This is a genomic window from Colwellia sp. BRX8-5 (assembly GCF_014077325.1).
Taxonomy (GTDB): Bacteria; Pseudomonadota; Gammaproteobacteria; order Enterobacterales; family Alteromonadaceae; genus Colwellia_A.
The window spans coordinates 1-23817 of the sequence record NZ_JACGVR010000032.1 but is presented as its reverse complement, the minus strand read 5'-3'; the positions used below and the strand labels follow the sequence as shown (position 1 = coordinate 23817).

Genomic DNA, 23817 nt, shown 5'->3' with positions numbered 1-23817 from the left:
TATTATCCTACTTCTTCTTAGCTTCTTTACGGCGAACATGCTCGTCACTATAACGTATACCTTTACCTTTATAAGGCTCTGGCTTACGGTAAGAACGAATGTCTGCAGCAACTTGACCAACCAACTGTTTATCAGCACCTTTCAGTATGACTTCAGTTTGACTAGGAGTTTCAACAGTAATCCCATCAGGGATTGCGTGGTTAACTGGGTGTGATAAACCTAAAGATAAGTTTAAAGACTTACCATCAGCTTTTGCACGATAACCAACACCGTTTAATAACAATGTTTTTACATAACCTGTACTTACACCTTCAACCATATTCTGGATTAAAGCACGTGTAGTACCGGCTTGAGCCCAAGCGCCTTTAACATCGGCAACGATATTAGTAATGATGCTATTTTCTTCTTGAGAAATAACAACGTCACTATGGATCGTGCGAGATAATTCGCCCATTGGACCTTTAACTATAATGTCTTGACCTGATAACGTAACAGTAACGCCAGCAGGAACAACGACAGGTGCTTTTGCAACACGAGACATATATTTCTCCTTACGCTACGAAACCGATGATTTCACCGCCGATACCCGCAGAGCGAGCAGCGCGATCAGTCATCAGACCTTTAGAAGTAGATACGATCGCAATACCCATACCTGCAAGAACTTTAGGAAGTTCATCACAGCTTTTGTATATACGAAGACCAGGACGTGAAACACGCTTGATCGTTTCAATTACTTCTTTACCTTCAAAATATTTCAAAGTTACAGATAACTCAGGCTTAACTTCGCCTGATACTGAAAACTCTGATACATAACCTTCTTCTTTAAGCAAGTTTGCGATAGCAACTTTTACTTTAGAAGATGGCATTGTAACTGCAACTTTTGCTGCAGATTGACCGTTGCGAATGCGTGTAAACATATCCGCGATAGGATCAGTCATCATAACAATTTACTCCCGTGAATTACCAACTAGCTTTCTTAAGACCTGGAACTTCACCACGCATCATTGCTTCACGCAATTTGATTCGGCTTAAACCGAATTTACGTAAGAAACCATGAGGACGACCAGTAATGTTACAACGGTTACGTTGACGACTACTTGATGAATCACGAGGTAAACTTTGAAGTTTCAATACAGCATCCCAACGATCTTCTTCAGAAGAATTATCGTTAGAGATGATTGCTTTTAATGCACTACGCTTTTCAGCGTACTGTGCTACTAATTTGGTTCTTTTAGCTTCACGAGCTTTCATTGACGTTTTAGCCATAACTCTACACCTTGTTCTTAAACGGGAAGCTAAAGGCAGACAACAATGCGTGTCCTTCTTCATTATTCTTCGCGCTAGTAGTGATAGTAATATCCATCCCACGAATTTTATCGATTTTATCGTAATCGATTTCAGGGAAGATTATTTGCTCACGTACGCCCATGCTGTAGTTACCACGGCCATCGAATGACTTAGGGTTTAAGCCACGGAAATCGCGGATACGAGGAATAGAGATCGAAATTAAACGCTCTAAAAATTCCCACATACGTTCGCCACGTAGAGTTACTTTTGTACCAATAGGATAACCTTCACGAATCTTAAAGCCCGCAACAGATTTGCGTGCTACAGTCGTAACTGGTTTTTGACCTGAGATTGCAGTAAGATCATTTGTGGCATGGTCTAATACTTTTTTATCAGCAATAGCTTCACCAACACCCATGTTAAGGGTGATCTTTTCAATCCGAGGGACTTGCATGACACTTTTGTATTCGAACTTCTTCTGAAGGTCGTTTACAACAGTATCTTTGTAAAAATCATGCAGTTTCGCCATCGTTTACTCCAATAATTAAACTAGTTCGTTGTTAGATTTGAAGAAACGAACTTTTTTGCCGTCTTCAATTCTAAAGCCTACACGATCTGCTTTACCCGTTTTAGGGTTAACAATCGCTACGTTTGAAACTTGTAAAGAAGCTTCTTTTTCAATAATTCCACCAGGCTGCTGTAACTGAGGTACAGGCTTAGTGTGTTTCTTGATCAAGTTTATGCCTTCTACAAATACTTTGCCGTCATCAACAAGAACTTTAGTGACTTTACCAGTCTTACCCTTGTCTTTGCCAGCTAGTACAATAACTTCATCATCACGACGAATCTTAGATGCCATTATCGTGACTCCTTATAGTACTTCAGGTGCAAGTGAAACGATTTTCATGAACTTTTCATTACGAAGTTCACGCGTCACTGGACCGAAAATACGAGTACCAATTGGTTGTAAGTTAGCATTTAACATTACAGCCGCGTTTTCATCAAAACGGATGGTTGAACCATCTGAACGACGAACACCTTTCTTAGTGCGCACAACTACCGCAGTCAGAACATCACCTTTTTTAACTTTGCCGCGAGGATTTGATTCCTTCACTGCAATTTTAATGATATCACCGATACGCGCGTAGCGACGGTGCGAACCACCAAGAACCTTTATACACTGTACACGTCGAGCGCCGCTGTTATCAGCTACGTTCAGTTGTGATTGCATTTGGATCATTGAGTTTTACTCCGCTATTTATCTAAACAAACTTAGATATAATTTAAGGCCAGAAATTTGACCCGTCACTGCCTTCTACTGCCCCCATAAAAACGTCAGACGAATTCGGAGGGCGCGAGATTATAACACCACCAAAATGAAAGTGATACCTTATTTAGTTAAAAAATAAACAATTGCTAGGCATTCACCCTAGTAAAATATCCTTTAACACCATTGGCATCTCATCATCAAGCCATTAGTTGTCGGCAATATTTTAAGCAAAAAAAAACCCTATCACACTGTGATAGGGTTTTTATTTAACACGTTCGTTAAAACAAATTTACAAAAAGTAAATTATGCTTTAGTAATTACAGCAACTAAAGTCCAGTTTTTAGACTTTGAAATTGGTGCAACTTCACGAATTGTTACTAAATCACCAGCATTACATTGGTTAGTCTCATCATGCACTTTCAACTTAGTTGAACGTGTAAGGTACTTACCGTAAATAGGGTGCTTAACACGACGTTCAATTAATACAGTGATAGACTTATCCATTTTATCACTGACAACACGACCTTGTAGTGTGCGGATTTTAGCTTCGCTCATTACTTACCTGCCTTTTCAGTTATGATAGTCTTTACACGTGCAATATTGCGACGTACCGTTCTTAGCAAATGAGTTTGTGCTAATTGTCCTGTGCTTGCTTGCATGCGATAGTTAAACTGTTCGCGTAATAATGCAAGCATTTCAGTATTTAGCTCTTCAATGCTTTTATCTTTTAATTCACTAGCTTTCATTACATCACCGTTCTAGTTACGAAAGATGTTTTGAACGGAAGTTTAGCCGCTGCTAAAGCAAATGCTTCGCGTGCGATTTCTTCCGATACACCTTCCATTTCATAAAGAACACGGCCAGGTAGAATTTGGCATACCCAATATTCCACTGAACCTTTACCTTTACCCATACGAACCTCAAGAGGCTTTTTAGTAATTGGCTTATCAGGGAATACACGTATCCAGATTTTACCTTGACGCTTTACGTGACGAGTCATTGCTCGACGTGCCGCTTCAATCTGACGCGCAGTCATACGACCACGTTCCATTGATTTTAAACCGAAAGTACCGAAGCTAACTGAGCTACCGACGTGTGCAAGACCACGGTTGCGCATTTTAAATTGCTTACGGAATTTAGTACGTTTTGGTTGTAACATTACTTAGCTCCTACTTAGGCTTGCGGTTGTTTTTTCTTTTAGGTTTAGCCGCTGGTACTTCTGCCTGTAGAGGCATGTTACCAATGATTTCACCTTTAAAGATCCACACTTTGATACCAATAACACCATAAGTTGTGTTACCGCGTGCAATAGCGTAATCGATGTCAGCACGTAAAGTGTGTAGTGGTACACGACCTTCACGATACCATTCAGCACGTGCAATATCTGCACCGCCTAAACGACCACTTACTTGTACTTTAATACCCTTTGCGCCTAGACGCATAGCATTTTGTACAGCACGTTTCATAGCGCGACGAAACATCACACGACGTTCTAATTGACTAGCAATACTGTCAGCAACAAGCTGCGCATCCATTTCTGGCTTACGTACTTCAGCAATGTTGATTTGAGCAGGAACACCAGCAATTTTAGAAACTGCTAAGCGTAGTTTCTCAACATCTTCGCCTTTCTTACCGATAACAACACCCGGACGAGCCGTATGAATTGTTACGCGGATAGATTTAGCTGGACGCTCAATAACTACTTTTGATAATGATGCACGAACAAGCTTCTCTTTCAAATATTCGCGAACCAAATGGTCACCGCGTAAATTTTCAGCGAAGTCTTTGTTACTTGCAAACCACGTAGACGCGAAAGGTTTCGTGATACCTAAGCGAATACCGTTAGGATGAACTTTTTGACCCATACTAATATACTCCTAAGAATCAGACACGATCACAGTAATGTGACTTGTGCGCTTAATTATACGATCCGCGCGGCCTTTTGCACGAGGACGAATACGTTTCATTGTAGGACCATCGTCAACTGTAATAGTTTTTACGATAAGTTCATCAATGTCTGCACCTTCGTTATGTTCAGCGTTAGCAATTGCAGAGTTAAGTACTTTTTTAACTAATTCAGCAGCTGATTTGTTGCTAAAAGTTAAAATTTCAAGTGCTTTCTCTACATGTAAGCCGCGGATTTGATCCACAACTAAACGTGCTTTCTGAGCAGAACCGCGGGCAAATTTATGTATAGCGATAGCTTCCATTCAATTTCCCCTATTTCTTCGCTTTCTTATCAGCGATATGACCGCGATAAGTACGAGTTGGTGCAAATTCTCCTAATTTGTGACCGATCATTTCATCAGTTACAAATACAGGTACGTGTTGACGGCCATTATGGACAGCTATGGTCAATCCGATCATCGTTGGGATGATCATTGAACGACGGGACCAAGTCTTAATTGGCTTTTTATTCCCGCTTTCCAGAGCTTTCTCTACCTTCGTCAGCAAGTGTAGGTCTATAAATGGACCTTTCTTGAGAGAACGTGGCATGGTGAATCCTCTTTATTTACCCTTCATGTTGAACTTAACTTTACCGAAGTAAACCAAGCTCAAACAATCAGAGTATTAATTAAATGTACTATTTAGTACGACGACGCACGATAAATTTATCAGTACGTTTGTTTGAACGAGTCTTGTAACCCTTAGTTGGTACGCCCCAAGGGGATACCGGGTGACGACCGCCAGACGTTTTACCTTCACCACCACCGTGTGGGTGATCAACTGGGTTCATGGCAACACCACGAACAGTTGGGCGAACACCGCGCCATCTTGAAGCACCAGCTTTACCCAAAGAGCGAAGCATGTGTTCAGAATTGCCGATTTCACCTAAAGTAGCACGACAGTCAGACTCAATTTTACGCATTTCGCCAGAGCGAAGACGTAAAGTGACATATGCACCGTCTTTAGCAACTAGTTGAGCGTAAGTACCAGCAGCACGTGCTATTTGAGCACCTTTACCTGGTTTAAGTTCGATTGCATGCACAACACTACCTAATGGTGTGTTGCGTAAAGCCATAGTATTACCAGCTTTGATTGGAGCGTCAACACCTGACTGGACTGTATCTCCAGCGCTTAAGCCTTTAGGGGCTAGGATGTAACGACGTTCACCATCAGCATATAATACTAGTGCAATATTAGCAGAACGGTTTGGATCATATTCCAAACGTTCAACTTTTGCAGGGATACCATCTTTATTACGTTTAAAATCGATCATGCGGTAATGTTGTTTGTGACCACCACCAATATGACGAACCGTAATACGACCGTTATTATTACGACCACCAGACTTAGACTTAGTGTCTAGTAATGGTGCGTAAGGCTTACCTTTATGCAACTCCGTGTTTACCACTTTAACTACGTGGCGACGACCCGGAGAAGTAGGTTTACATTTAACTATAGCCATTTTCGTAAACTCCTATGATTCCGCGCCGACGAAGTCGATGTCGCTGCCTTCAGCAAGAGTAACGTATGCTTTTTTCCAGTCGCTTCTGCGACCAAAACGAGCACCAGTACGTTTCACTTTACCTTTAACATTTAATGTGCGAACACCGTCTACTGAAACTTCAAAAAGTTTCTCAACAGCAGCTTTGATTTCAGCTTTAGTAGCAGTAGTAACAACTTTGAAAACAACAGTGTTGTTTGCTTCAGATGCCATAGTGCTTTTCTCAGAAATGTTCGGTGCTAAAAGCACTTTTAACAAACGTTCTTCGCTTATCATCCTAACATCTCCTCAAGTTGTTTAACTGCAGTAGCAGTCATCAAAACTTTTTCGAAACCAACCAAGCTAACTGGGTCAATACCGTCTACGTCACGAACGTCAACTTTGTACAAGTTGCGTGCTGATAAGAACAAGTTCTCATCAACTTCTGGAGTGATGATTAATACATCTTTTAACTCCAAGCCGTTTAGTTTAGCTACTAATTCTTTAGTTTTTGGTGTTTCAACAGTAAAGTTTTCTACCACTACTAAGCGATCTTGACGAACAAGCTCAGATAGGATGCTTTTAATCGCACCACGGTACATTTTACGGTTTACTTTCTGGCTGTGGTCTTGAGGTTTAGCAGCGAATGTTACACCACCAGAACGCCAAATTGGACCACGGCTAGTACCAGCACGAGCACGGCCAGTACCTTTTTGACGCCAAGGTTTTGCACCACCGCCACTTACTTCTGAACGAGTCTTTTGAGCACGAGTACCTTGACGAGCGCCAGCTGCATATGCAACTACTACCTGATGTACTAATGCTTCGTTAAACTCAAGTCCAAAAGTTGCTTCAGAAACTTCAAGAGCACCTGCAGCGTCTTTTAATGATAATTCCATCACGAATCTCCTGGACTAAGCTTTAACAGCTGGTTTGATGATTACGTTACCGTTGATAGCACCCGGAACCGCACCTTTAATAAGGAGCAAGTTACGTTCTGCGTCAACGCGAACCAATTCAAGGTTTTGTGTAGTACAGCGCACAGAACCCATGTGACCAGACATTTTTTTGCCTTTGAAAACGCGACCTGGTGTTTGACACTGACCTAACGAACCGTTTGAACGGTGAGAGACAGAGTTACCATGAGTAGCATCTTGCATAGTAAAGTTCCAGCGTTTAATACCGCCTTGGAAGCCTTTACCTTTAGATGTACCGGTTACGTCTACTAATTTAGTGTCATTAAAAATTGAAACAGTGATTTCACCGCCCAATTCTAAACCTTCGCCTTCATTTTCGTTTAAGCGGAATTCCCACAGGCCACGGCCTGCTTGAACGCCAGCTTTAGCGAAATGCCCAGCTGCTGGTTTTGTAACACGGCTAGCCTTACGGCTACCTGTTGTAACTTGAAGCGCCGAGTAACCGTCAGTTTCTAAAGTTTTCACTTGAGAAATACGGTTGGCTTCAACTTCTAGAACGGTTACAGGTGTTGAAACGCCATCTTCAGTGAAGATACGAGTCATGCCTACTTTACGTCCAACTAGACCAATAGTCATTGTTAAAACCCCTTAACCCAAGCTGATTTGAACGTCAACGCCAGCTGCTAGATCTAAACGCATTAATGCGTCTACAGTCTTTTCAGTTGGCTCTACGATATCAATCATGCGTTTGTGAGTACGAATTTCATACTGATCACGCGCATCTTTGTTAACGTGTGGAGAAGTCAAGATAGTAAAACGCTCTTTACGTGTAGGAAGTGGAATTGGACCACGAACCTGAGCACCAGTGCGCTTTGCAGTATCTACGATTTCAGCTGTTGATTGATCAATCAAACGATGATCGAACGCTTTCAAACGAATGCGAATTCTTTGATTTGACATTAATCAAATCCCCATTTTTAAAGAACAACAAAATACATCCCATCACCTTTTATATGTAAAAGGGGGGTGTATCGCTAATAACATTCAACTCCCTATCGGAGCTGCTGTAAACCTTAACCGTAAAGGCTAAGGTGAAAATCCGCACAAAGCGTGAGCGATGTGCGGATGCGTATTATACATAACTGATAATATTTATCAAGCCTAAATATTTTTTATCACTAAAGCTCAGATGCGGTGGCGATCAGACTAAATTGATCCCGACTCACATTGTTCAGTTCTCAATGATTTTTCAATAAGCAAGGGTCTAAGGAGTTCAGTGGTAATAATTTCTGAAACAATATTTTTAGACTGTTCTTCTTCGATCCAAATGGAAATATTATTATCATCATCAAAAGAGCGGTTCAATTTATAACTCAGGCCTGCTTTTAACGTTACGTCAAATTTAACGAAGGCATTCTTTTCACGAATGCTCATGCCATTTTGATAAATTTGCGCTTTTACCCATAATTGGTGATTACCTGCTTGATACTGCTTAGGTAGATTCCATTCAATTGGCCTTTTATACAGACACATAAGATGGATATACTCAAATTGCTTACCCCGTTCTTTTTCAAAGTTAACAAAGCGAAATTTACCTTCATCAACATCCGCTTTGATTTGATAAGCGCTACATCCAGCCAGTATTAATGATAACGCGGTTATAATTGTAAATTTATTCATCAGTTGTCTCCGTTATTGATTGTTAATATAGGTTATCTGCTTTTTAGTACAAATGGCTATCCCTATTATCAGCTTAGTTTGAACTGTTTATCCGATCCAAAGCCTGTTGGGCTTGTGCTACAGAGCTCATATCTACTGACAAGAAGAAAGCAGGAAGATCTTTTTCTTGGTAAACCGCAACGAACTCACGTTGTTCATTTTCTCTTAAAATAAGTAATGTATAGACTTCATCCGCTTTTAACTTTGCTATACCGGCTAAAAATTCACTTGGCTTGTTATTAATAAAAATGGTGTTGTTTAAAGCCAATATTTTATCTCCCGCCAACAAACCTGCCCGACTTGCCATGCTATTACTACTGACTTGTTTAACTAACAAAGCATAACCTGCTTGATAATCAGTCATCTTACCAATTAGACCATACTTGTTATCGAGCTTTTTCTCGCGGTAAAGATCAACAATACCGGTGTTAATACCACTGACCTGATAATAAGAGGCCACTTCTAACAACAATTGATCTAACTCGTACTGAAGTGGAGGCGTTAAGGTCTGACTATTTATTAAGGACTGCGTTGTTAATGGCGGCGATAAAATTGCCGATAAGACGGTTTCAGCACAATCTATTTCACTTAACGTAGCTGTTGACGTAATTTCATAAATCGACTGTTTAGACTCAGTAGATTCCTGTGCTAGCGTTAATTTATATTGCTTAGCCGGTTCAACATTTAGGGTAACATTTAATAATGGCCGCCCCACCATTGGCTCAATGATATAATCGTCGACTATCGTACCATTGGTTCTGGCTGAATTACGATCAGTAGGATTACCAAACCAACCTTTAATCGAACCTGTTCTTGTACGGATTAAGGTTTTAATACCCGCTTCACCCGCTCGGCTACCGCCCGATATTCTTGGGGCGATATCAAGGGTACTCGCCATTTGACTATTAATGGCACGAGAAGGTCGAGGAGAAAATACCGCTTGAAATCGATGAACGCCTGGCGACAGGCTTAACCTTGTTGGAGCTGAATTTCCATAAAGCTCACTCAGTGACTGACCATTGTGGCTAATTATCTTATAGCCTTTTATCCCCGTGAAGTATCGACTTAACGATGCACATTGCTTATCGTCGACTGAATCTACAATGGCAGTACCATTTATTTTATAGTGGCTTTCAGGCAATATTTTTGGCTGGTAATTACCTTTTAATAGCCGTTCTTTATTATCTCGTCGAACGGTAATCTCTATATCCTCGCCAATAGCTAAACGATTAACATAGTGTTGAAACTTCTGATTGGGTGAAGCTTTTACCGTTAAGTCACTTTTATTGTTTAGATTTACAATCACATCACCACTGGCTAATTTTAAGGTATGGGCGACGGAGAAAGGATGAACGGTTAATACCTTCAGCGTGTCATTGTTGGTATCATTACCTTGGTCAAATGTCAGACCAAAACTCCCCATTAATCTAAGCGGCACTATATTACTTGTTGCTACTGAACCCTTAATACTTGATGAGTTCTCAAGCGCTAACTTTCCCATTAAATTATATAAGCGTATCTCAAGATCTCCAGGTAAGGAGACCGAATTTATCATCTGGGATGTTAATGGCTGATGCTTAGCTACTAACACGTTGCGAGTGTCTGGATGACAATTTTGCAGATTTTTTTCTACGACGAGTACAGTTCCATCCTCTTCGTTTATCGGTAACAGTTGATAGTTAGCGTCGGCAACCACGGTTATTAATAGCTGGTGGTCAACAGTTTTTTTAATCAATGCCTGCTGTTTATTTACATCAATACCATTGTGGTAACTGAGATAATCGGCTGTCCGCCAAGCCCTTACCTTTAAGCTATGTTGTCCTGGAGCGACAAACACGGTTTGGTAGCTATTATCTAAATAGGCGTTGTTGTCAATCGCACTATTGTTATGTGACAACAGCTGGAAGGTTATCGACTGGTTTTGTTGATTATTAGCAGTCAGCGCTAGCGTTGCACATTCATGCGTTTGTGGCGTTGCGGCGAATAAGGGCTTTGATAAAAGCAGCACTAATAACACACCGCTATACTTATTAGTGAATAAGGCCTTAAATACTAAACTCATCGTTACCTCCTTGTTGATACTCGAGCACTTGTTGCATTAATGTGCTTCTGTGTTTTAATATCGCTACTTTAACTTTCAAAGATGGCTCGTTAAGCAGCTTGGCTTCCACTGCAGAGATTTCTTGCAATAGATAGTATTGATTTACTTGTAGCTGGCTATATTCAGCGAGTTGTAATTCCATGCTTTGGTTAGTTTTTAATGCCATAACTAACTGTTGTTGTAATTGATAGTTATACCAACTCAAACCACCTATAAATAAAAATGACAGCGACGCAGCCATAGCGAGTAACGGTTTTTTCTCTGTAAATATATTTGTAGATTTACTCTGCCCCCTTGTACGATGAGTTGAAGCGGCTAAACGATGATTAATTTTCTGCCAATTGAGTTCATCGGGTGTTTCTAGCGCGATTTTATCTGCCGACTGTTGCAATGCAGTTATTTCTTTACGTACCGAATCAAGGGTTAAATATGAATCAAGCTGACGCGTTTGCTCAGTTAAGTCATCACCATTTATTTTGCTAATTAGCATACTTTTTTACCTCTGCATTCGCCCTTAACTTTTGTAAACATCGACAGACAACTGATTTTGAATAACTTGGCGTTTTTCCAATAACTTCCGCTATTTCGCTATGCTTATATTGCTCTGCTATATATAGCCACATAATCAAACACTCCATTTCGGACAAACGCTCGAACAAGTAAAGTAATAAATTGCGGTTCTCATAGTCGCTTTCCATACTATTTTCTAAAGACACCACTTCGGATAAATGCTCAATACCAATCGTTAAGCGTTTAATTTTTTTTAAAAAATTAAAGGTATTATTAAAGGCTATTCTTTTTAGCCAAGCAATAAAAGGCACCTGTTGATGAAAAGAAGCTAAATTGTTAAAGGCATCTACAAAGGTATCTTGTAATAGGTCATTAGCATCATGGCGGTTTTTACAAATCTTAAGAATTGCAGTAAAGATAATAGGAGAGAGTAACCGGTAACATTGTTCTAATGCCACCTCATCACCCTGCTTCATACTTTCCAGTAGCTTGTCATTCCATTTCGTCAAAACTGATCCCTTTTTAGCTGTCTTAATAAGTATAACAATTGGGTCGTGTAAAAGGTCGCAATTATGTTAGTTAAGGTATCATTAAAAACAGCTATCGCACCTTATCAAACAAGCTATTAAAGTCTTGGCCGTCGACAACTCGCTATAATTCTATAATTAATGCCATAAATTCACGATAAAACACCGTCAGATCAGCCCAACTTTTTATCACTGTTATTAATTAATTTTCATTTTTTATTTTTGTTTGAACTTACTAATGGTATACTCGCGCGCAAATTTTCAACAATTCCGCTTTTTTAGTAGCGACTTAAATAGAGTAAAGTAATGGCAGATTTATCTAAATATAGAAATATTGGTATCTTCGCTCACGTTGATGCTGGTAAAACCACAACAACTGAACGTATCCTTAAATTAACCGGTCAGATCCATAAAACTGGTGAAGTACATGATGGTGAATCTACCACTGACTTCATGGAACAAGAAGCTGAGCGCGGTATTACCATACAGTCTGCTGCGGTAAGCTGTTTTTGGAACGATCACCGTTTCAATGTCATCGATACTCCTGGTCACGTTGACTTCACTGTTGAAGTTTACCGTTCACTTAAAGTACTTGATGGTGGTATCGGCGTATTCTGTGGTTCTGGTGGTGTTGAACCACAATCAGAAACTAACTGGCGTTACGCGAACGACTCAAAAGTTGCTCGTATTATCATGATCAACAAACTTGACCGTTTAGGCGCTGATTTCTACCGTGTTTGTAAGCAAGTTAAAAACGTTTTAGGTGCTACGCCACTTATTATGACTTTGCCAATTGGCGAAGAAGATGACTTTGTTGGTGTTGTTGACCTTCTTAGCGAAAAAGCTTACATCTGGGATGACACAGGTCTTCCAGAAAACTATGAAATTACTGATATTCCAGCGGATATGGTAGAAAAAGCTGCTGAGTACCGTATACAGTTAATCGAAACAGCTTTAGAAGTTGATGAAGATATGTTGATGGAGTTCTTAGAAGGGGAAATGGTTCCTACTACAGAACAAATCAAAGCGTGTATCCGTACTGGTACTCGTGATATGACTTTCTTCCCAACTTACGGTGCTTCTGCATTTAAAAACAAAGGTATTCAATTAATTCTTGATGCTGTTGTTGATTACTTGCCTTCACCTACAGATGTTAATCCTCAACCACTTACTGATGAAGAAGGCACGCCTAATGGCGAATTCGCAATCGTTTCTGCAGATGAAACATTCAAAGCGTTAGCATTCAAAATCACTGATGACCGTTTTGGTACATTAACTTTCGTACGTATCTATTCAGGTACATTGAAGAAAGGCGATACCATTCTTAACGCTGCTACAGGTAAAACTGAGCGTGTTGGACGTATGTGTGAAATGCAAGCTGATGACCGTAACGAACTTACTTCAGCACAAGCTGGTGATATCATCGCGATTGTTGGTATGAAGAGCAATGTTCAGACGGGCCACACATTATGTGATCCTAAGCACCCTATCGTTCTAGAAGCTATGGTATTTCCTAAGCCGGTAATTTCAATCTCTGTAACACCTAAAGATAAAGGTTCAACTGAGAAGATGGGTCTAGCTATCGGTAAAATGGTTGCAGAAGATCCTACTTTTAAAGTTGAAACTGATATCGATTCAGGTGAAACGATTTTATCTGGTATGGGTGAGCTTCACTTAGATATCAAAGTAGATATTTTAAAACGTACTTACGGTGTTGAATTAGAAGTTGGTAAGCCACAAGTTGCGTACCGTGAAACAATCACTACCGCAATTGAAGATTCTTACACACATAAGAAACAATCTGGTGGTTCTGGTCAGTTTGGTAAAATTGATTACCGTATTAAGCCCGGCGAACCTGGTACTGGTTTCGTATTCAGCTCTGTTGTTGTTGGTGGTAATGTTCCTAAGGAATTCTTCCCAGCAATCGAGAAAGGCTTCAAAGGCATGATGGATACTGGTGTTCTTGCTGGCTTCCCTGTACTTGACGTTGAAATTGAATTATACGATGGTGGTTTCCACGCGGTTGATTCATCTGCTGTTGCCTTTGAACTTGCTGCTCGTGGTGCTTTCCGTCAGTCAATTCCAAAAGCTGGTGCACAGTTAATCGAACCTATCATGAAAGTTGATGTGTTTACGCCTGATGATCACGTTGGTGATGTTATTGGTGATTTAAACCGTCGTCGTGGCATGATCGCAGGTCAAGACGCAGGTGTTTCTGGTGTTCGTATTAAAGCTGACGTACCTCTTTCAGAAATGTTTGGTTACATCGGAACATTACGTACAATGACATCAGGTCGTGGTCAATTCTCAATGGAATTCTCTCACTACATGCCTTGTCCTAATAACGTAGCAGAAGTTGTTATCGCTGAAGTTAAAGCAGCTAAAGAAGCAAAAGATGCTGCTAGAAAATAGTAAGCATTAAAGTAAGAAAACAAAAAAAGGACGCTTAGGCGTCCTTTTTTATTGTCTTACAAACCAAACATAATTAACGTTTAGTATCACTAAGCTTTATTTTTTAACATCATTTTCTATGTCTGTTACTGCAATAACGGTTGCCCATGGATCACCCGATTCATCGATTTCTTTTGGTAAAGCTGTTTTCGTCGACGTGGCTACCGCTGCATTAATTTCAACCATTTCCGCTGTGGTTAAGTCTCGCCATTGTCCTGGTCGTAAATCACCCAGCTCGACACTCATAATACGCGAACGTTTCAGCTGTAAAACCTCGTAATCTAAATATTCACACATCCGACGAATTTGACGATTTAAGCCTTGCGTTAAGATAATACGAAAAACAAATTTACTTTCTACTTTAACAAGACAGGGTTTAGTGATGGTTCCCAGTATAGGTACACCTTTTGACATCCGTTGGATAAAGCGCTCACTGATGGGTTTATCAACCGTGACAATATACTCTTTGTCATGGGCATTTTCAGCGCGCAAAATTTTATTAACGATATCACCATCACTGGTCAAGAAAATTAGTCCTTCTGAAGGCTTATCTAAGCGCCCTATCGGAAAGATCCTTTCTTTGTGACCAATAGCGTCAATAATATTACCTCTAACATGTAACTCGGTCGTACAGGTAATACCCACTGGCTTGTTATAAGCAATGTAAACCCGGTCAGATTTATTAGCCGGCATAGCACCAATTTGCTTACCATCAACAAAAACCACATCACCCGCTTGTACTTTAGTACCTAACTCAGGGGTTTTACCATTGATCGTAACTCGACTTTCTTCAATCAACTTATCAGCAGCTCGGCGCGAGCAGTAACCTGATTCACTGATAAATTTATTCAGTCTTTTTTCTTGATCGCTCACGAGATATTCCAAAGTTATGCAAAGTAATAAACACCATTTTACCTGAACTTTAACAGACAGTGAAAAAGCATTATGGTTATTTAGCCTTATTTGACAGTTTTTGATTAATATTTACTGTAAATATCCCTCTTTGGTAACAACAACAGGGTAAGTCTACTTACTTAACTTGCTAAGTGTTTTCACTATGGCGTTATAAAAGCAAAGACTTTAACGTTATTTAGCTTTGTTCCACAGCTTTTGATTAATATTTACTGTAAATATCCCTCTTTGGTAACAACAACAGGGTAAGTCTACTTACTTAACTTGCTAAGTGTTTTCATTATGGCGTTATAAAAGCAAAGACTTTAACGTTACTTAGCTTTGTTCCACAGCTTTTGATTAATATTGACTGAAAAGAATTCTCCTGGCTGCCAACAGCGAGGAAGTAGATCTAGTTGTTTACGCTCATGGGAGTTTGACACTAACAACTCTAAGATTTCATGGAGGCGCTCTTTACTGATAGTAGAGAAACTTTTAGCGGTTTCAGTAAAATATAAATTAGCAGATTTTTTAATGACTATCTCTTGTCCATGACTTATGAAGGCTAAGTTGCGTGTTGCCGTTCGGCAAATAGGATAATCAGCATTTGCAGGATAAAGCTGGCTGACGATGGCATATTCATAGCGGTCGTTAATATCTTGCTCATACGGGACATAGGTAACACCATAACCTTGTGGAAAATGGCCAGTAATTTTTGTCAGTGCATTAACCACTGCTTGACAACAAGCTCCCCGCTCCGCGTTTTGATTAAGAACATAATAAACTTTCGGTAATAATTTGTAGTTATAGCTATCTTTTGTCGACAAGATAATAGAACTGTATATTTGTGGTACTTTAAGAAGGTTGCCAATGCCCTTTTTTGGGTTGACGGCACTTTTGAGTAAATGCTTAATGAACAATAATTTTTTATGCTCAACGACATTGTGCTCGTCGCGATCTTTTTTTGAATTACCAATATATATACCCGCGCCAATACCATCAATAAGATACTTAACCGTTTCTCGATAATTTATTTGTAAGAGTGCTTTACGCTCTTCAATAGGTAAGGTTCGATGGGGATCTTTTTGATAATCTGCACCACGCAAAATGGCTAGCGACTCGGGGTGGTTATTACCGATATCTTGTAATAGCGCCGCCATGACCAGTGGAATTTTTACTTTCTCTACAAAGGCTTGATAGGCCTCGGGATTATCTTGAGCCAACGTTTGATATTGCTCTGCGTTGATATCCCCCAAAGCACTCTTGATATAGGGCTCAACAATATGTTGATCCATGCATAGTCGGTCAAGTAAACGCAAACATAACACGCTTTTATAAAGCGGTTTATGTTGCTCGTTGGTTAAAGCAATTTTTCGCCCCTGGGTGGGGCTCACTAATTGTATGGTACCTAAAAGCTGGCTAGATTTACGATTACTGTCTTCAAAGCAATCACCCTCAGACAACTTGATGATCTCTTTACAGAGTTTATAGAGGTGTTGATGACGCTCATTACGTTCAAAGCGCAATTCCTCGTAATAATTGCGTTGTTCACGTTCGAGTCTTACCCGTAAAGTTTTAGCTTTATCCGTGGCTGTTTGCCGACTAACTTTTTCAATATTTTGCTTGAGCTCATCTAACTTATGCTCAATAAAAGATTGTTTTTCATAGTACTCAATCGCACGCTCAAGAACGGAATCATTTAATTGGCTGTGGCCATAAATTCTGCTTAAAAGACTTTTTACTTGGCTGGTAAAATAGCTGTCGCTATAGGTTTTATTTTCCATGTAAATACAACTTGGTGCCTGTGCTAAGTAGCTACTTTTTTTAATTATCTAAATGCTAGTTAATAATGCGATAACAGACAAGTGTTTATTAGTATCGATTGAGAAAAAGCACAACCTACAAGTTGTGCTTTTTCTCATTTAGCGTATTAATGCCTAGTGTAGTAATAATGATGATAGCTAGATTATGCTAATTTAACTTAGACCTTTGATTTTAACTTGGTGTTTTTTACCGGCCAGTTGCTGGCAAATACTCACTAAGTCTGAATGCAGGCCACCCGCGGTAACATCACGACCCGCGCCTGGTCCACGAATAATAAGCGGGTTATCTTGATACCATTGGCTCTTAATTAAAAATATATTATCACCCGGAGTTAACGAGGCAAAGGGATCATTCTTAGCAAGCGTCGCAAGATAAACCTTAGCGCTCAATTGGCCTTGTTCGTTGACACAGAATTTTGCAATATAACGAATACAGGCTTGCTGTTTAGATGCGCTAGTGAGTTGTTCAGCAAAGTAACTGTCCAAGTCTGCTGACTTTGCTAAAAATTCAGTCGTTGATAACCCTTGTAAGGATTCTGGCACTAAATTTTCGCATTCAATATCATCAAGTGATAATTCAAAACCTGCCATACGCGCTAAGATCAGTAATTTTCGTTGCACGTCTCGCCCAGACAGATCTTCTCGTGGATCGGGTTCAGTGATCCCTTGTGATAAGGCATCCATTAATAAGGTTGAAAACGGTACACTGGCATCATAGGTTTCAAATAGCCAAGAAAGCGTGCCTGAAAAAATTCCTGATATTTCCGTTATCTTATCGCCACTTTTCAATAAATCGTTAATGGCAAAGTTAACCGGTAAACCGGCGCCAACAGTAGTACTGCCTAACCATAAGCTTTTATTTTCAGCCGCGGTTAATACTAAGTCATTATAACGAGCGGTACTGGCAGAAGCCGCCCATTTATTGGCACCAATAACATGAATACCTTCTTTAAAGAACTCACTGTATAAATCACTAAAATGTTCGCTAGGGGTGATATCGACAACAATTAATTCGTCGTAAGGATGGTTCGTTAACCACGACATCAATAAGGCATTATCACAAGGCGTAGCATCTCTTTCATAAAGCGACATTGCTTGATTAACATCGATACCATCGGTATTAAGCAGTGCTTTTTTAGAAGTGACTAAACCGACTAAATGAACGTTCTCTAACACAGAGACTCGATTGAGTTGCGCGGGTAACAAGTCTAAGAATCGTTGACCTATATTACCAAGCCCTGAAACAACAACACCTATGTGTCGAGCGTCTTTAGTCATATCATAATGAACATTATTAAGTAACTCACCGGTACAACTCTGCTGAAGAATGGCGATAATACTATGCTCACTTAACGAGTTCACCACCTGCAGTACATGAGTATGTTTGAGGGCACGTTTAAAACGCGCTTGGATATTACCTTGATTTACCACACTATGACCAACAATCGCTATAATCGACACCGGTGTGAATGATACTTCGGTATCATGACTCGCCAGCCACTGACTCACTAATTTTTGTTGTGTTTGGTGGATAACCATAAAGCCTTGCTGAACATCACTACATATCGCAGAAAACTCATTACTGGCTTGTTCACCAAACGAACCGGCTAAACTGGTCGATTTTACCAGTAACAGATCGTTAAGCGAGGTAACCGACAATTCCTGTTTAGCAATTTGACCAAATTTTCCTATCTCTGTACCAGAAATTTCAGGATCAAAGCTACTTGCTACATGAAGGTGTGTGCTGTGGTTAGTGAGCGGCTGTAAGGTTTTTGCATGCAGAACCGGGTTACCTAAGCGGCCCAATTCTTTCGCGACACCATTAGGTAAGCGATGTAATTTACGGGCAAGTGGTACAATACGAGGATCGGCACTATAAATGCCATCAACGTCAGTCCATAGGGTAACATTCAGCGCGCCCGACAGTGATGCAATAATTGTTGCTGAATAGTCACTACCATTACGACCTAAAGTACAGGTTTCACCTTGAGAATTTTTAGTGATATAGCCAGTAATAACCGCCAACTTTCCTTTTTGTAAGTTCTGCTGAAAATTTTGACTACTTTGCTGATTGTCGACTGCACAGTCTTTATCATTATTGATAACCAGAAAGTCACGCGCATCAATAGCATAACTTGGACAAACTTTTTCACTTAACACCGCCGATAATAAACGCGCCGACCACAGCTCACCAAATGCCAACATATCTGCATGGTGTTGGCTTGGCTGATCAGACAACCAAGCCGTTAATTGTGTTATATCATCAGACAAAACCTTGATAAGGTCTGCTGCACTGCTAGGGTTCAATAACTCACCAATTAATGTGCTTTGTGATTTCTCTAGTGTTTCAATAGCCAAAAACAGCTCGTCACTTTTTTCAAGTGCGAGTTTATAAATATTGAATAAGTCATCCGTAGTGTTCCCATTTGCCGAAACAACAACTAAATCATTTAGTTGACAGTTTTGACGAATAATATCAACCACACGTTCAATACATTGGGTAGTTGCTAAGCTACTGCCACCAAATTTGTGTACATGAATAGCATGCTTCGCCAGTTGATTATTCCCTGATGATAATTGTTCTACTGTATTTGACTGTGTCATTTTCACTCATTAATTCTTCTACTAAAAATAGTCTACAACTTTAAATTTGGCTTGCCGATAAAGCTTGTTCTAAGTCATTAATAATATCACTAACATCTTCAATACCCACAGAAATTCGGATTAAAGATTGAGTAATACCCGCTGCAATTTGTGCTTCAATTTCCATACCTGCATGGGTCATCGTTGATGGATGACTGATTAAACTTTCAACGCCACCTAATGACTGTGCCAAGGTAAATAGTGATAAGTTGTCAAAGAGTACTTTAACCGCTTCAACACCACCTTTTATTTCGAAACTCATCATAGCGCCAAAATCTTTTTGCTGACGCTTAGCAATTTCGTGTCCCGGGTGATTTTTTAAACCAGGAAAGTATACCGCGTTAATTGCTCGATGATTTTCTAAGTATTTTGCAACAGCATTAGCATTTTCTTGATGCTGTTTCATGCGCAGTGGTAAGGTTTTTAAGCCACGTAATGCCAGATAACTGTCGAAAGGTGAACCCGTAATACCAATACAATTTGCCCACCACGCTAGCTCTTCACCCAGTTCTTTTTCTTTTGTTACTAACACCCCACCCACAACATCACTATGACCATTAATATATTTAGTTGTCGAGTGAAAAACAATATCAGCACCTAATAATAGCGGTTGCTGTAACAAGGGAGAAAGAAACGTATTATCTACTGCCACTAAAGCACCAACAGCATGACTGGCTTGAGTAACCTTTTTTATATCAACCAGCCGTAATAATGGGTTACTGGGTGACTCAATCAAAACTAATCTTGGCTTTTGTTCAAGCGCTTGCGCTAACGCTTGAACATCGTTTTGATCAACAACAAGCACATTAAATAAGCCACGTTTTGCTAGGTGGGTAAACAAGCGATAACTTCCACCATAGCAATCATGTGGAATAACAACCGTATCTTTTGTTGTCAGTAACTGACAAATTAAGTGCACCGCTGACATTCCTGTGCTGGTAACAATGCCTACAGCACCCTGCTCTAAATCAGCGATAGCTTGTGCAAACGTGCTTCGAGTGGGGTTGCCTGTTCTGGAATAATCAAATTGGCGCTTATTGTTGAAGCCTTTTAAAGCATAAGTACTCGATAAATGAATGGCAGGAACAACCGCACCGTGATGTTCATCACTATTAATGCCGGCTCTAACAGCTAATGTTGCTGGTTTTTTGCTTGTCATTTTTTGCTCCAATCGGGCAGTAAAATCAAATAGATGTTTGGACGTCTATAACTCTAAACGCTTTACTTTTGTCGGTCAAGAACTTTAGACTTCTAAACTTCTACACATTCGTTATTGACTCAACGCCAACAACCAGTAAAATCTAGCTTATAAAAAGTAATTTAGCTAAACAAAGGTAATTAAATGGCAAAGTGGAATGGCGATTATATAAAACCATACGCCGAACATGGTAAAAAAAGTGAGCAAGTTAAAAAAATCACGGTCTCAATCCCGTTGCGGGTACTGAAAGTGTTAACGGATGAACGTACTCGTCGGCAAGTTAACAACTTACGCCATGCAACTAACAGCGAATTGTTATGTGAAGCTTTTCTGCATGCTTTTACCGGACAGCCTCTTCCTGATGATGGCGATTTAACAAAAGACAATACAGAGATGCTACCTAAAAGTGTGCGCGAAGCCTTAATAGCAAAAGGTATTACCGACTTCAGTCAATTTGAAATTGAAGACGAGTAGCTTAGGGTTTTAATACACTTCCTTAAAAAGACGCTCTGGCGTCTTTTTTTATGCCCATACGGTAAGCATCTACAATAGCCAGTAACCAACAAGTTAATAGCGTATAGGTTAATGTACTCATTAAGATAGGGTCAACAATAATGGGATTTTTTGACATCTCAGCGATCAGTGCTTGGCTATTGAGCGCAACGTCACCTGATTTAACTTTATTAATAAGTGGCTGATATTGCCTCATCACTTCTTCAATATAAAAATATACCGTCACAGAGAAACTTAAAATAAATAACGTAGCCCGTAGATAAGCGTGACAAATTAGTTGGCCAATACCCGGGTAAACAAGTGCTGAGAGTAAAACGGCTTTCGTTGAAGTTTTCATTGTTATTCGTCCTACTCAATATTGTCATGCTTTGCCATCGGTGACATTGTCTAAATAGATGCTGTTACTAATGATTTATCTGGAACATAAATGACGTACAAAAGGTAATAATGCAGCGAAAGCAGCGATGCCTTGGAGCCACCATGACCATTCGTCCTAAATAACCTACTCTTTACCATCTCGGTAACTGCTGCTGCGTTACCCTACTTTCTACTTCCTGACCCCTGCGTACATGCAGTCACTGCACCGTGACCTACTATTTGTCATAAATAAAAAAAGGAGAGTCGAGCTCTCCTTTTACAGCGTTATTAATAAATACTACTGATTATTCCATATAGTTTTCAGGTAATTCTAGGGCTGCCACTCCAGACTCAACCGCCGCTTTAGCAACGGCAAGCGCTACTCGACCACACAAACGTGGATCCATCGGCTTAGGAATAATATACTCCTTACCAAAGGTCAAACTTTTCTCACCACTAGCATCTAACACTTCTTGCGAAACAGGTTCCTTTGCTAATTCACGAATTGCATGGACAGCGGCAATTTTCATCTCATCGTTAATCGTTCTAGCGCGAACATCTAAAGCGCCACGAAAAATAAAAGGAAAACATAACACATTATTGACCTGGTTAGGGTAATCAGAGCGACCTGTAGCAATAATAAGATCATCACGAACAGCAAGCGCTAATGAGGGTTTTATTTCAGGATCTGGGTTTGAACAAGCAAAGATAATTGGATTGGGTGCCATTAATTTTACATGCTCAGCAGAAAGTAGATTGGGTCCAGAAACACCAACAAATACATCTGCGCCATCGATAACATCTTCAAGGGTACGTTTATCAGTATTATTAGCAAACATACGCTTATATTCGTTAAGATCATCACGTCGGGTGTGAATCACACCTTTAGTATCAAGCATGTAGATTTTTTCGCGCTGAGCGCCACATTTGATTAATAGTTCCATACAAGCAATCGCTGCTGCGCCTGCGCCAAGACAAATAATGTTGGCATCTTTAATACTTTTACCTTGGATTTCCAAGGCATTGATCATTCCAGCAGCAGTAACAATAGCCGTACCATGTTGGTCATCGTGAAATACCGGTATTTTACAACGTTCAATAAGTGCCTTTTCAATAGCAAAACACTCTGGTGCTTTAATATCTTCTAAGTTAATACCACCAAAACTGTCAGCGATGTTGGCGACCGTATTTATAAATTCTTCAACTGTCTTATGTTTAACTTCGATATCAAATGAATTAATACCTGCAAATCGCTTAAATAATAATGCTTTGCCTTCCATTACCGGCTTAGCCGCCATACCACCTAGATTACCTAACCCTAAAATAGCGGTACCATTGGTAATAACAGCGACGGTATTGCCTTTGCCCGTATATTTGTAAACATCATCGGGATTTGCCGCAATTGCGCGAACCGGTTCAGCAACACCTGGGCTATAGGCGAGTGCTAAATCACGGCTAGTTTCAGCGGCCGTGGTTAATTCAACACTTATTTTTCCAGGTGTTGGGAATTGATGGTAATCAAGTGCTTGTTGGCGAAAGTCAGTCATGATTGATCCTATGCGTTAGGTGAATTTATTGTCTTATATATGCCATTTTTCACGTTTTATTTTGTTTATATACAGCATAGTTTTATAGACTCGTTATCAATCAAGATACACCTTTGTCTGTGATCTTTAAAAAGTAACGGGTATATACTATTGTAATCTTACATTTTGTTCCAACGTTATTCTTATATAAAAAAGTGCTAGAAGCTATAACAAACATACCCTTAGCCCTTTTGTATTGCACATCATAAAACTAAATATTCGCTATACAGCTTAATCTATTCACCGTATTTTATGACCACTTTTATAAACTTCTTTGACTTAAAAAATTTAGCCATCGATTTTTCTTTTTTTCAATACACAACAACGAATTTATCGGTGAAGTTATCCAATTAATAATTAATCTTCATCAACGTTGTCACTATCGCTTATTACGTTGATTAATTGCTTTTGAATTTATATTCAATAATGGCCATTGAAATAATTTATTTTAGGTAAAAAAAAACCACCTCAGGGGTAATGCCGTTCACTTAAGGTGAACGGCATTTTTACTTTTAACAGGGTACCTATTCTTTGAACATTTCAACATTCTCGGATATTGCCGTTCTCGCCTACCGGGTAAAACGAATTGCTTAGCCG

29 protein-coding genes are annotated in these 23817 nt (G+C 39.8%); 2 read left to right on the top strand and 27 right to left on the bottom strand.

The genetic code is table 11. The features are described 5' to 3' along the window. Positions 1–7 precede the first annotated feature (7 nt). The 21 genes from rplF to H4J62_RS16350 form a co-directional block, all read right to left on the bottom strand. The gene (gene rplF / locus H4J62_RS16450) at positions 8–541 is read right to left on the bottom strand and encodes a 50S ribosomal protein L6 (RefSeq protein WP_070375065.1); all 534 of its coding nucleotides are present in this window, start codon (positions 539–541) and stop codon (positions 8–10) included. A gap of 10 nt (positions 542–551) precedes the next feature. Beyond that, positions 552–941, bottom strand: coding sequence for a 30S ribosomal protein S8 (gene rpsH / locus H4J62_RS16445; protein WP_146799770.1), 390 nt, complete (start codon positions 939–941; stop codon positions 552–554). A gap of 19 nt (positions 942–960) precedes the next feature. Next, positions 961–1266 (bottom strand): 30S ribosomal protein S14, encoded by a 306-nt coding sequence (rpsN, locus tag H4J62_RS16440; RefSeq protein ID WP_070375066.1) that lies wholly within the window; start codon positions 1264–1266, stop codon positions 961–963. Between the two features lie 4 nt (positions 1267–1270). Then, a complete protein-coding gene (gene rplE / locus H4J62_RS16435) occupies positions 1271–1816 on the bottom strand; it encodes a 50S ribosomal protein L5 (protein ID WP_070375067.1) in 546 nt (181 codons plus the stop codon). 15 nt (positions 1817–1831) lie between these two features. Further along, positions 1832–2146 carry a 50S ribosomal protein L24 gene (gene rplX, locus H4J62_RS16430; protein ID WP_070375068.1) on the bottom strand — a complete coding sequence of 105 codons (315 nt, stop codon included), beginning with the start codon at positions 2144–2146 and terminating at the stop codon, positions 1832–1834. 12 nt (positions 2147–2158) lie between these two features. Further along, complete coding sequence (gene rplN / locus H4J62_RS16425) at positions 2159–2527, bottom strand: 50S ribosomal protein L14 (protein WP_070375069.1); 369 nt, start codon at positions 2525–2527, stop codon at positions 2159–2161. 333 nt (positions 2528–2860) lie between these two features. Further along, on the bottom strand, positions 2861–3112 hold the full coding sequence (rpsQ, locus tag H4J62_RS16420; RefSeq protein WP_070375070.1) for a 30S ribosomal protein S17: 252 nt from the start codon (positions 3110–3112) through the stop codon (positions 2861–2863). Beyond that, positions 3112–3303, bottom strand: coding sequence for a 50S ribosomal protein L29 (rpmC, locus tag H4J62_RS16415; protein ID WP_070375071.1), 192 nt, complete (start codon positions 3301–3303; stop codon positions 3112–3114). The genes rpsQ and rpmC overlap by 1 nt, the downstream gene beginning before the upstream one ends. Further along, positions 3303–3716 (bottom strand): 50S ribosomal protein L16, encoded by a 414-nt coding sequence (gene rplP, locus H4J62_RS16410; protein ID WP_070375072.1) that lies wholly within the window; start codon positions 3714–3716, stop codon positions 3303–3305. The genes rpmC and rplP overlap by 1 nt, the downstream gene beginning before the upstream one ends. 10 nt (positions 3717–3726) lie before the next feature. Further along, on the bottom strand, positions 3727–4422 hold the full coding sequence (gene rpsC / locus H4J62_RS16405; RefSeq protein ID WP_070375073.1) for a 30S ribosomal protein S3: 696 nt from the start codon (positions 4420–4422) through the stop codon (positions 3727–3729). A gap of 12 nt (positions 4423–4434) precedes the next feature. After that, positions 4435–4767: a 50S ribosomal protein L22 gene (gene rplV, locus H4J62_RS16400; RefSeq protein ID WP_070375074.1), complete on the bottom strand. Its 333-nt coding sequence runs from the start codon at positions 4765–4767 to the stop codon at positions 4435–4437. A 10-nt stretch (positions 4768–4777) separates the two neighbouring features. Further along, positions 4778–5053, bottom strand: a complete 276-nt coding sequence (gene rpsS / locus H4J62_RS16395; RefSeq protein WP_070375075.1) for a 30S ribosomal protein S19 — start codon at positions 5051–5053, stop codon at positions 4778–4780. A gap of 88 nt (positions 5054–5141) precedes the next feature. Then, on the bottom strand, positions 5142–5966 hold the full coding sequence (gene rplB, locus H4J62_RS16390) for a 50S ribosomal protein L2 (RefSeq protein ID WP_070375076.1): 825 nt from the start codon (positions 5964–5966) through the stop codon (positions 5142–5144). A gap of 12 nt (positions 5967–5978) precedes the next feature. Further along, positions 5979–6281, bottom strand: coding sequence for a 50S ribosomal protein L23 (gene rplW, locus H4J62_RS16385; protein ID WP_070375077.1), 303 nt, complete (start codon positions 6279–6281; stop codon positions 5979–5981). Further along, a complete protein-coding gene (gene rplD / locus H4J62_RS16380; RefSeq protein WP_070375078.1) occupies positions 6278–6883 on the bottom strand; it encodes a 50S ribosomal protein L4 in 606 nt (201 codons plus the stop codon). The genes rplW and rplD overlap by 4 nt, the downstream gene beginning before the upstream one ends. 15 nt (positions 6884–6898) lie before the next feature. Further along, complete coding sequence (rplC, locus tag H4J62_RS16375; RefSeq protein WP_070375079.1) at positions 6899–7537, bottom strand: 50S ribosomal protein L3; 639 nt, start codon at positions 7535–7537, stop codon at positions 6899–6901. Positions 7538–7549: 12 nt separating this feature from the next. After that, on the bottom strand, positions 7550–7861 hold the full coding sequence (gene rpsJ, locus H4J62_RS16370) for a 30S ribosomal protein S10 (RefSeq protein ID WP_070375080.1): 312 nt from the start codon (positions 7859–7861) through the stop codon (positions 7550–7552). Positions 7862–8107: 246 nt separating this feature from the next. After that, entirely contained in the window at positions 8108–8581 is a 474-nt protein-coding gene (locus H4J62_RS16365; RefSeq protein ID WP_182217232.1) for a hypothetical protein, read from the bottom strand. Between the two features lie 73 nt (positions 8582–8654). After that, a complete protein-coding gene (locus H4J62_RS16360) occupies positions 8655–10682 on the bottom strand; it encodes a hypothetical protein (protein WP_182217234.1) in 2028 nt (675 codons plus the stop codon). Then, positions 10666–11211, bottom strand: a complete 546-nt coding sequence (locus H4J62_RS16355; RefSeq protein WP_182217235.1) for a hypothetical protein — start codon at positions 11209–11211, stop codon at positions 10666–10668. Before H4J62_RS16355 ends, H4J62_RS16360 begins: the two co-directional genes overlap by 17 nt. Then, positions 11201–11740, bottom strand: a complete 540-nt coding sequence (locus H4J62_RS16350) for an RNA polymerase sigma factor (RefSeq protein ID WP_182217237.1) — start codon at positions 11738–11740, stop codon at positions 11201–11203. Before H4J62_RS16350 ends, H4J62_RS16355 begins: the two co-directional genes overlap by 11 nt. A 324-nt stretch (positions 11741–12064) precedes the next feature. Here H4J62_RS16350 and fusA point away from each other — a divergent pair, with 324 nt between their 5' ends. Continuing rightward, positions 12065–14170 carry an elongation factor G gene (fusA, locus tag H4J62_RS16345; protein WP_182217239.1) on the top strand — a complete coding sequence of 702 codons (2106 nt, stop codon included), beginning with the start codon at positions 12065–12067 and terminating at the stop codon, positions 14168–14170. A 96-nt stretch (positions 14171–14266) separates the two neighbouring features. On the opposite strand, the gene rluF is transcribed toward fusA, so the two are convergent. The 4 genes from rluF to metB all read right to left on the bottom strand — a co-directional run bounded on the left by rluF (position 14267) and on the right by metB (position 20725). Then, on the bottom strand, positions 14267–15082 hold the full coding sequence (rluF, locus tag H4J62_RS16340) for a 23S rRNA pseudouridine(2604) synthase RluF (RefSeq protein WP_083277955.1): 816 nt from the start codon (positions 15080–15082) through the stop codon (positions 14267–14269). A 350-nt stretch (positions 15083–15432) separates the two neighbouring features. Further along, positions 15433–16884 (bottom strand): hypothetical protein, encoded by a 1452-nt coding sequence (locus H4J62_RS16335; protein WP_182217241.1) that lies wholly within the window; start codon positions 16882–16884, stop codon positions 15433–15435. Positions 16885–17076: 192 nt separating this feature from the next. Further along, positions 17077–19527 carry a bifunctional aspartate kinase/homoserine dehydrogenase II gene (gene metL / locus H4J62_RS16330; protein ID WP_182217243.1) on the bottom strand — a complete coding sequence of 817 codons (2451 nt, stop codon included), beginning with the start codon at positions 19525–19527 and terminating at the stop codon, positions 17077–17079. A gap of 40 nt (positions 19528–19567) precedes the next feature. Next, the gene (gene metB, locus H4J62_RS16325; RefSeq protein ID WP_182217245.1) at positions 19568–20725 is read right to left on the bottom strand and encodes a cystathionine gamma-synthase; all 1158 of its coding nucleotides are present in this window, start codon (positions 20723–20725) and stop codon (positions 19568–19570) included. Between the two features lie 183 nt (positions 20726–20908). On the opposite strand from metB, the gene metJ reads away from it, so the two are divergent. Beyond that, complete coding sequence (metJ, locus tag H4J62_RS16320; RefSeq protein WP_070375088.1) at positions 20909–21238, top strand: met regulon transcriptional regulator MetJ; 330 nt, start codon at positions 20909–20911, stop codon at positions 21236–21238. Between the two features lie 22 nt (positions 21239–21260). Here the strand turns inward: metJ and H4J62_RS16315 are convergent, their stop codons facing one another. Next, positions 21261–21614: a hypothetical protein gene (locus H4J62_RS16315; protein WP_182217246.1), complete on the bottom strand. Its 354-nt coding sequence runs from the start codon at positions 21612–21614 to the stop codon at positions 21261–21263. Between the two features lie 325 nt (positions 21615–21939). Then, positions 21940–23181 (bottom strand): malic enzyme-like NAD(P)-binding protein, encoded by a 1242-nt coding sequence (locus H4J62_RS16310; RefSeq protein ID WP_182217248.1) that lies wholly within the window; start codon positions 23179–23181, stop codon positions 21940–21942. Positions 23182–23817 lie beyond the last annotated feature (636 nt).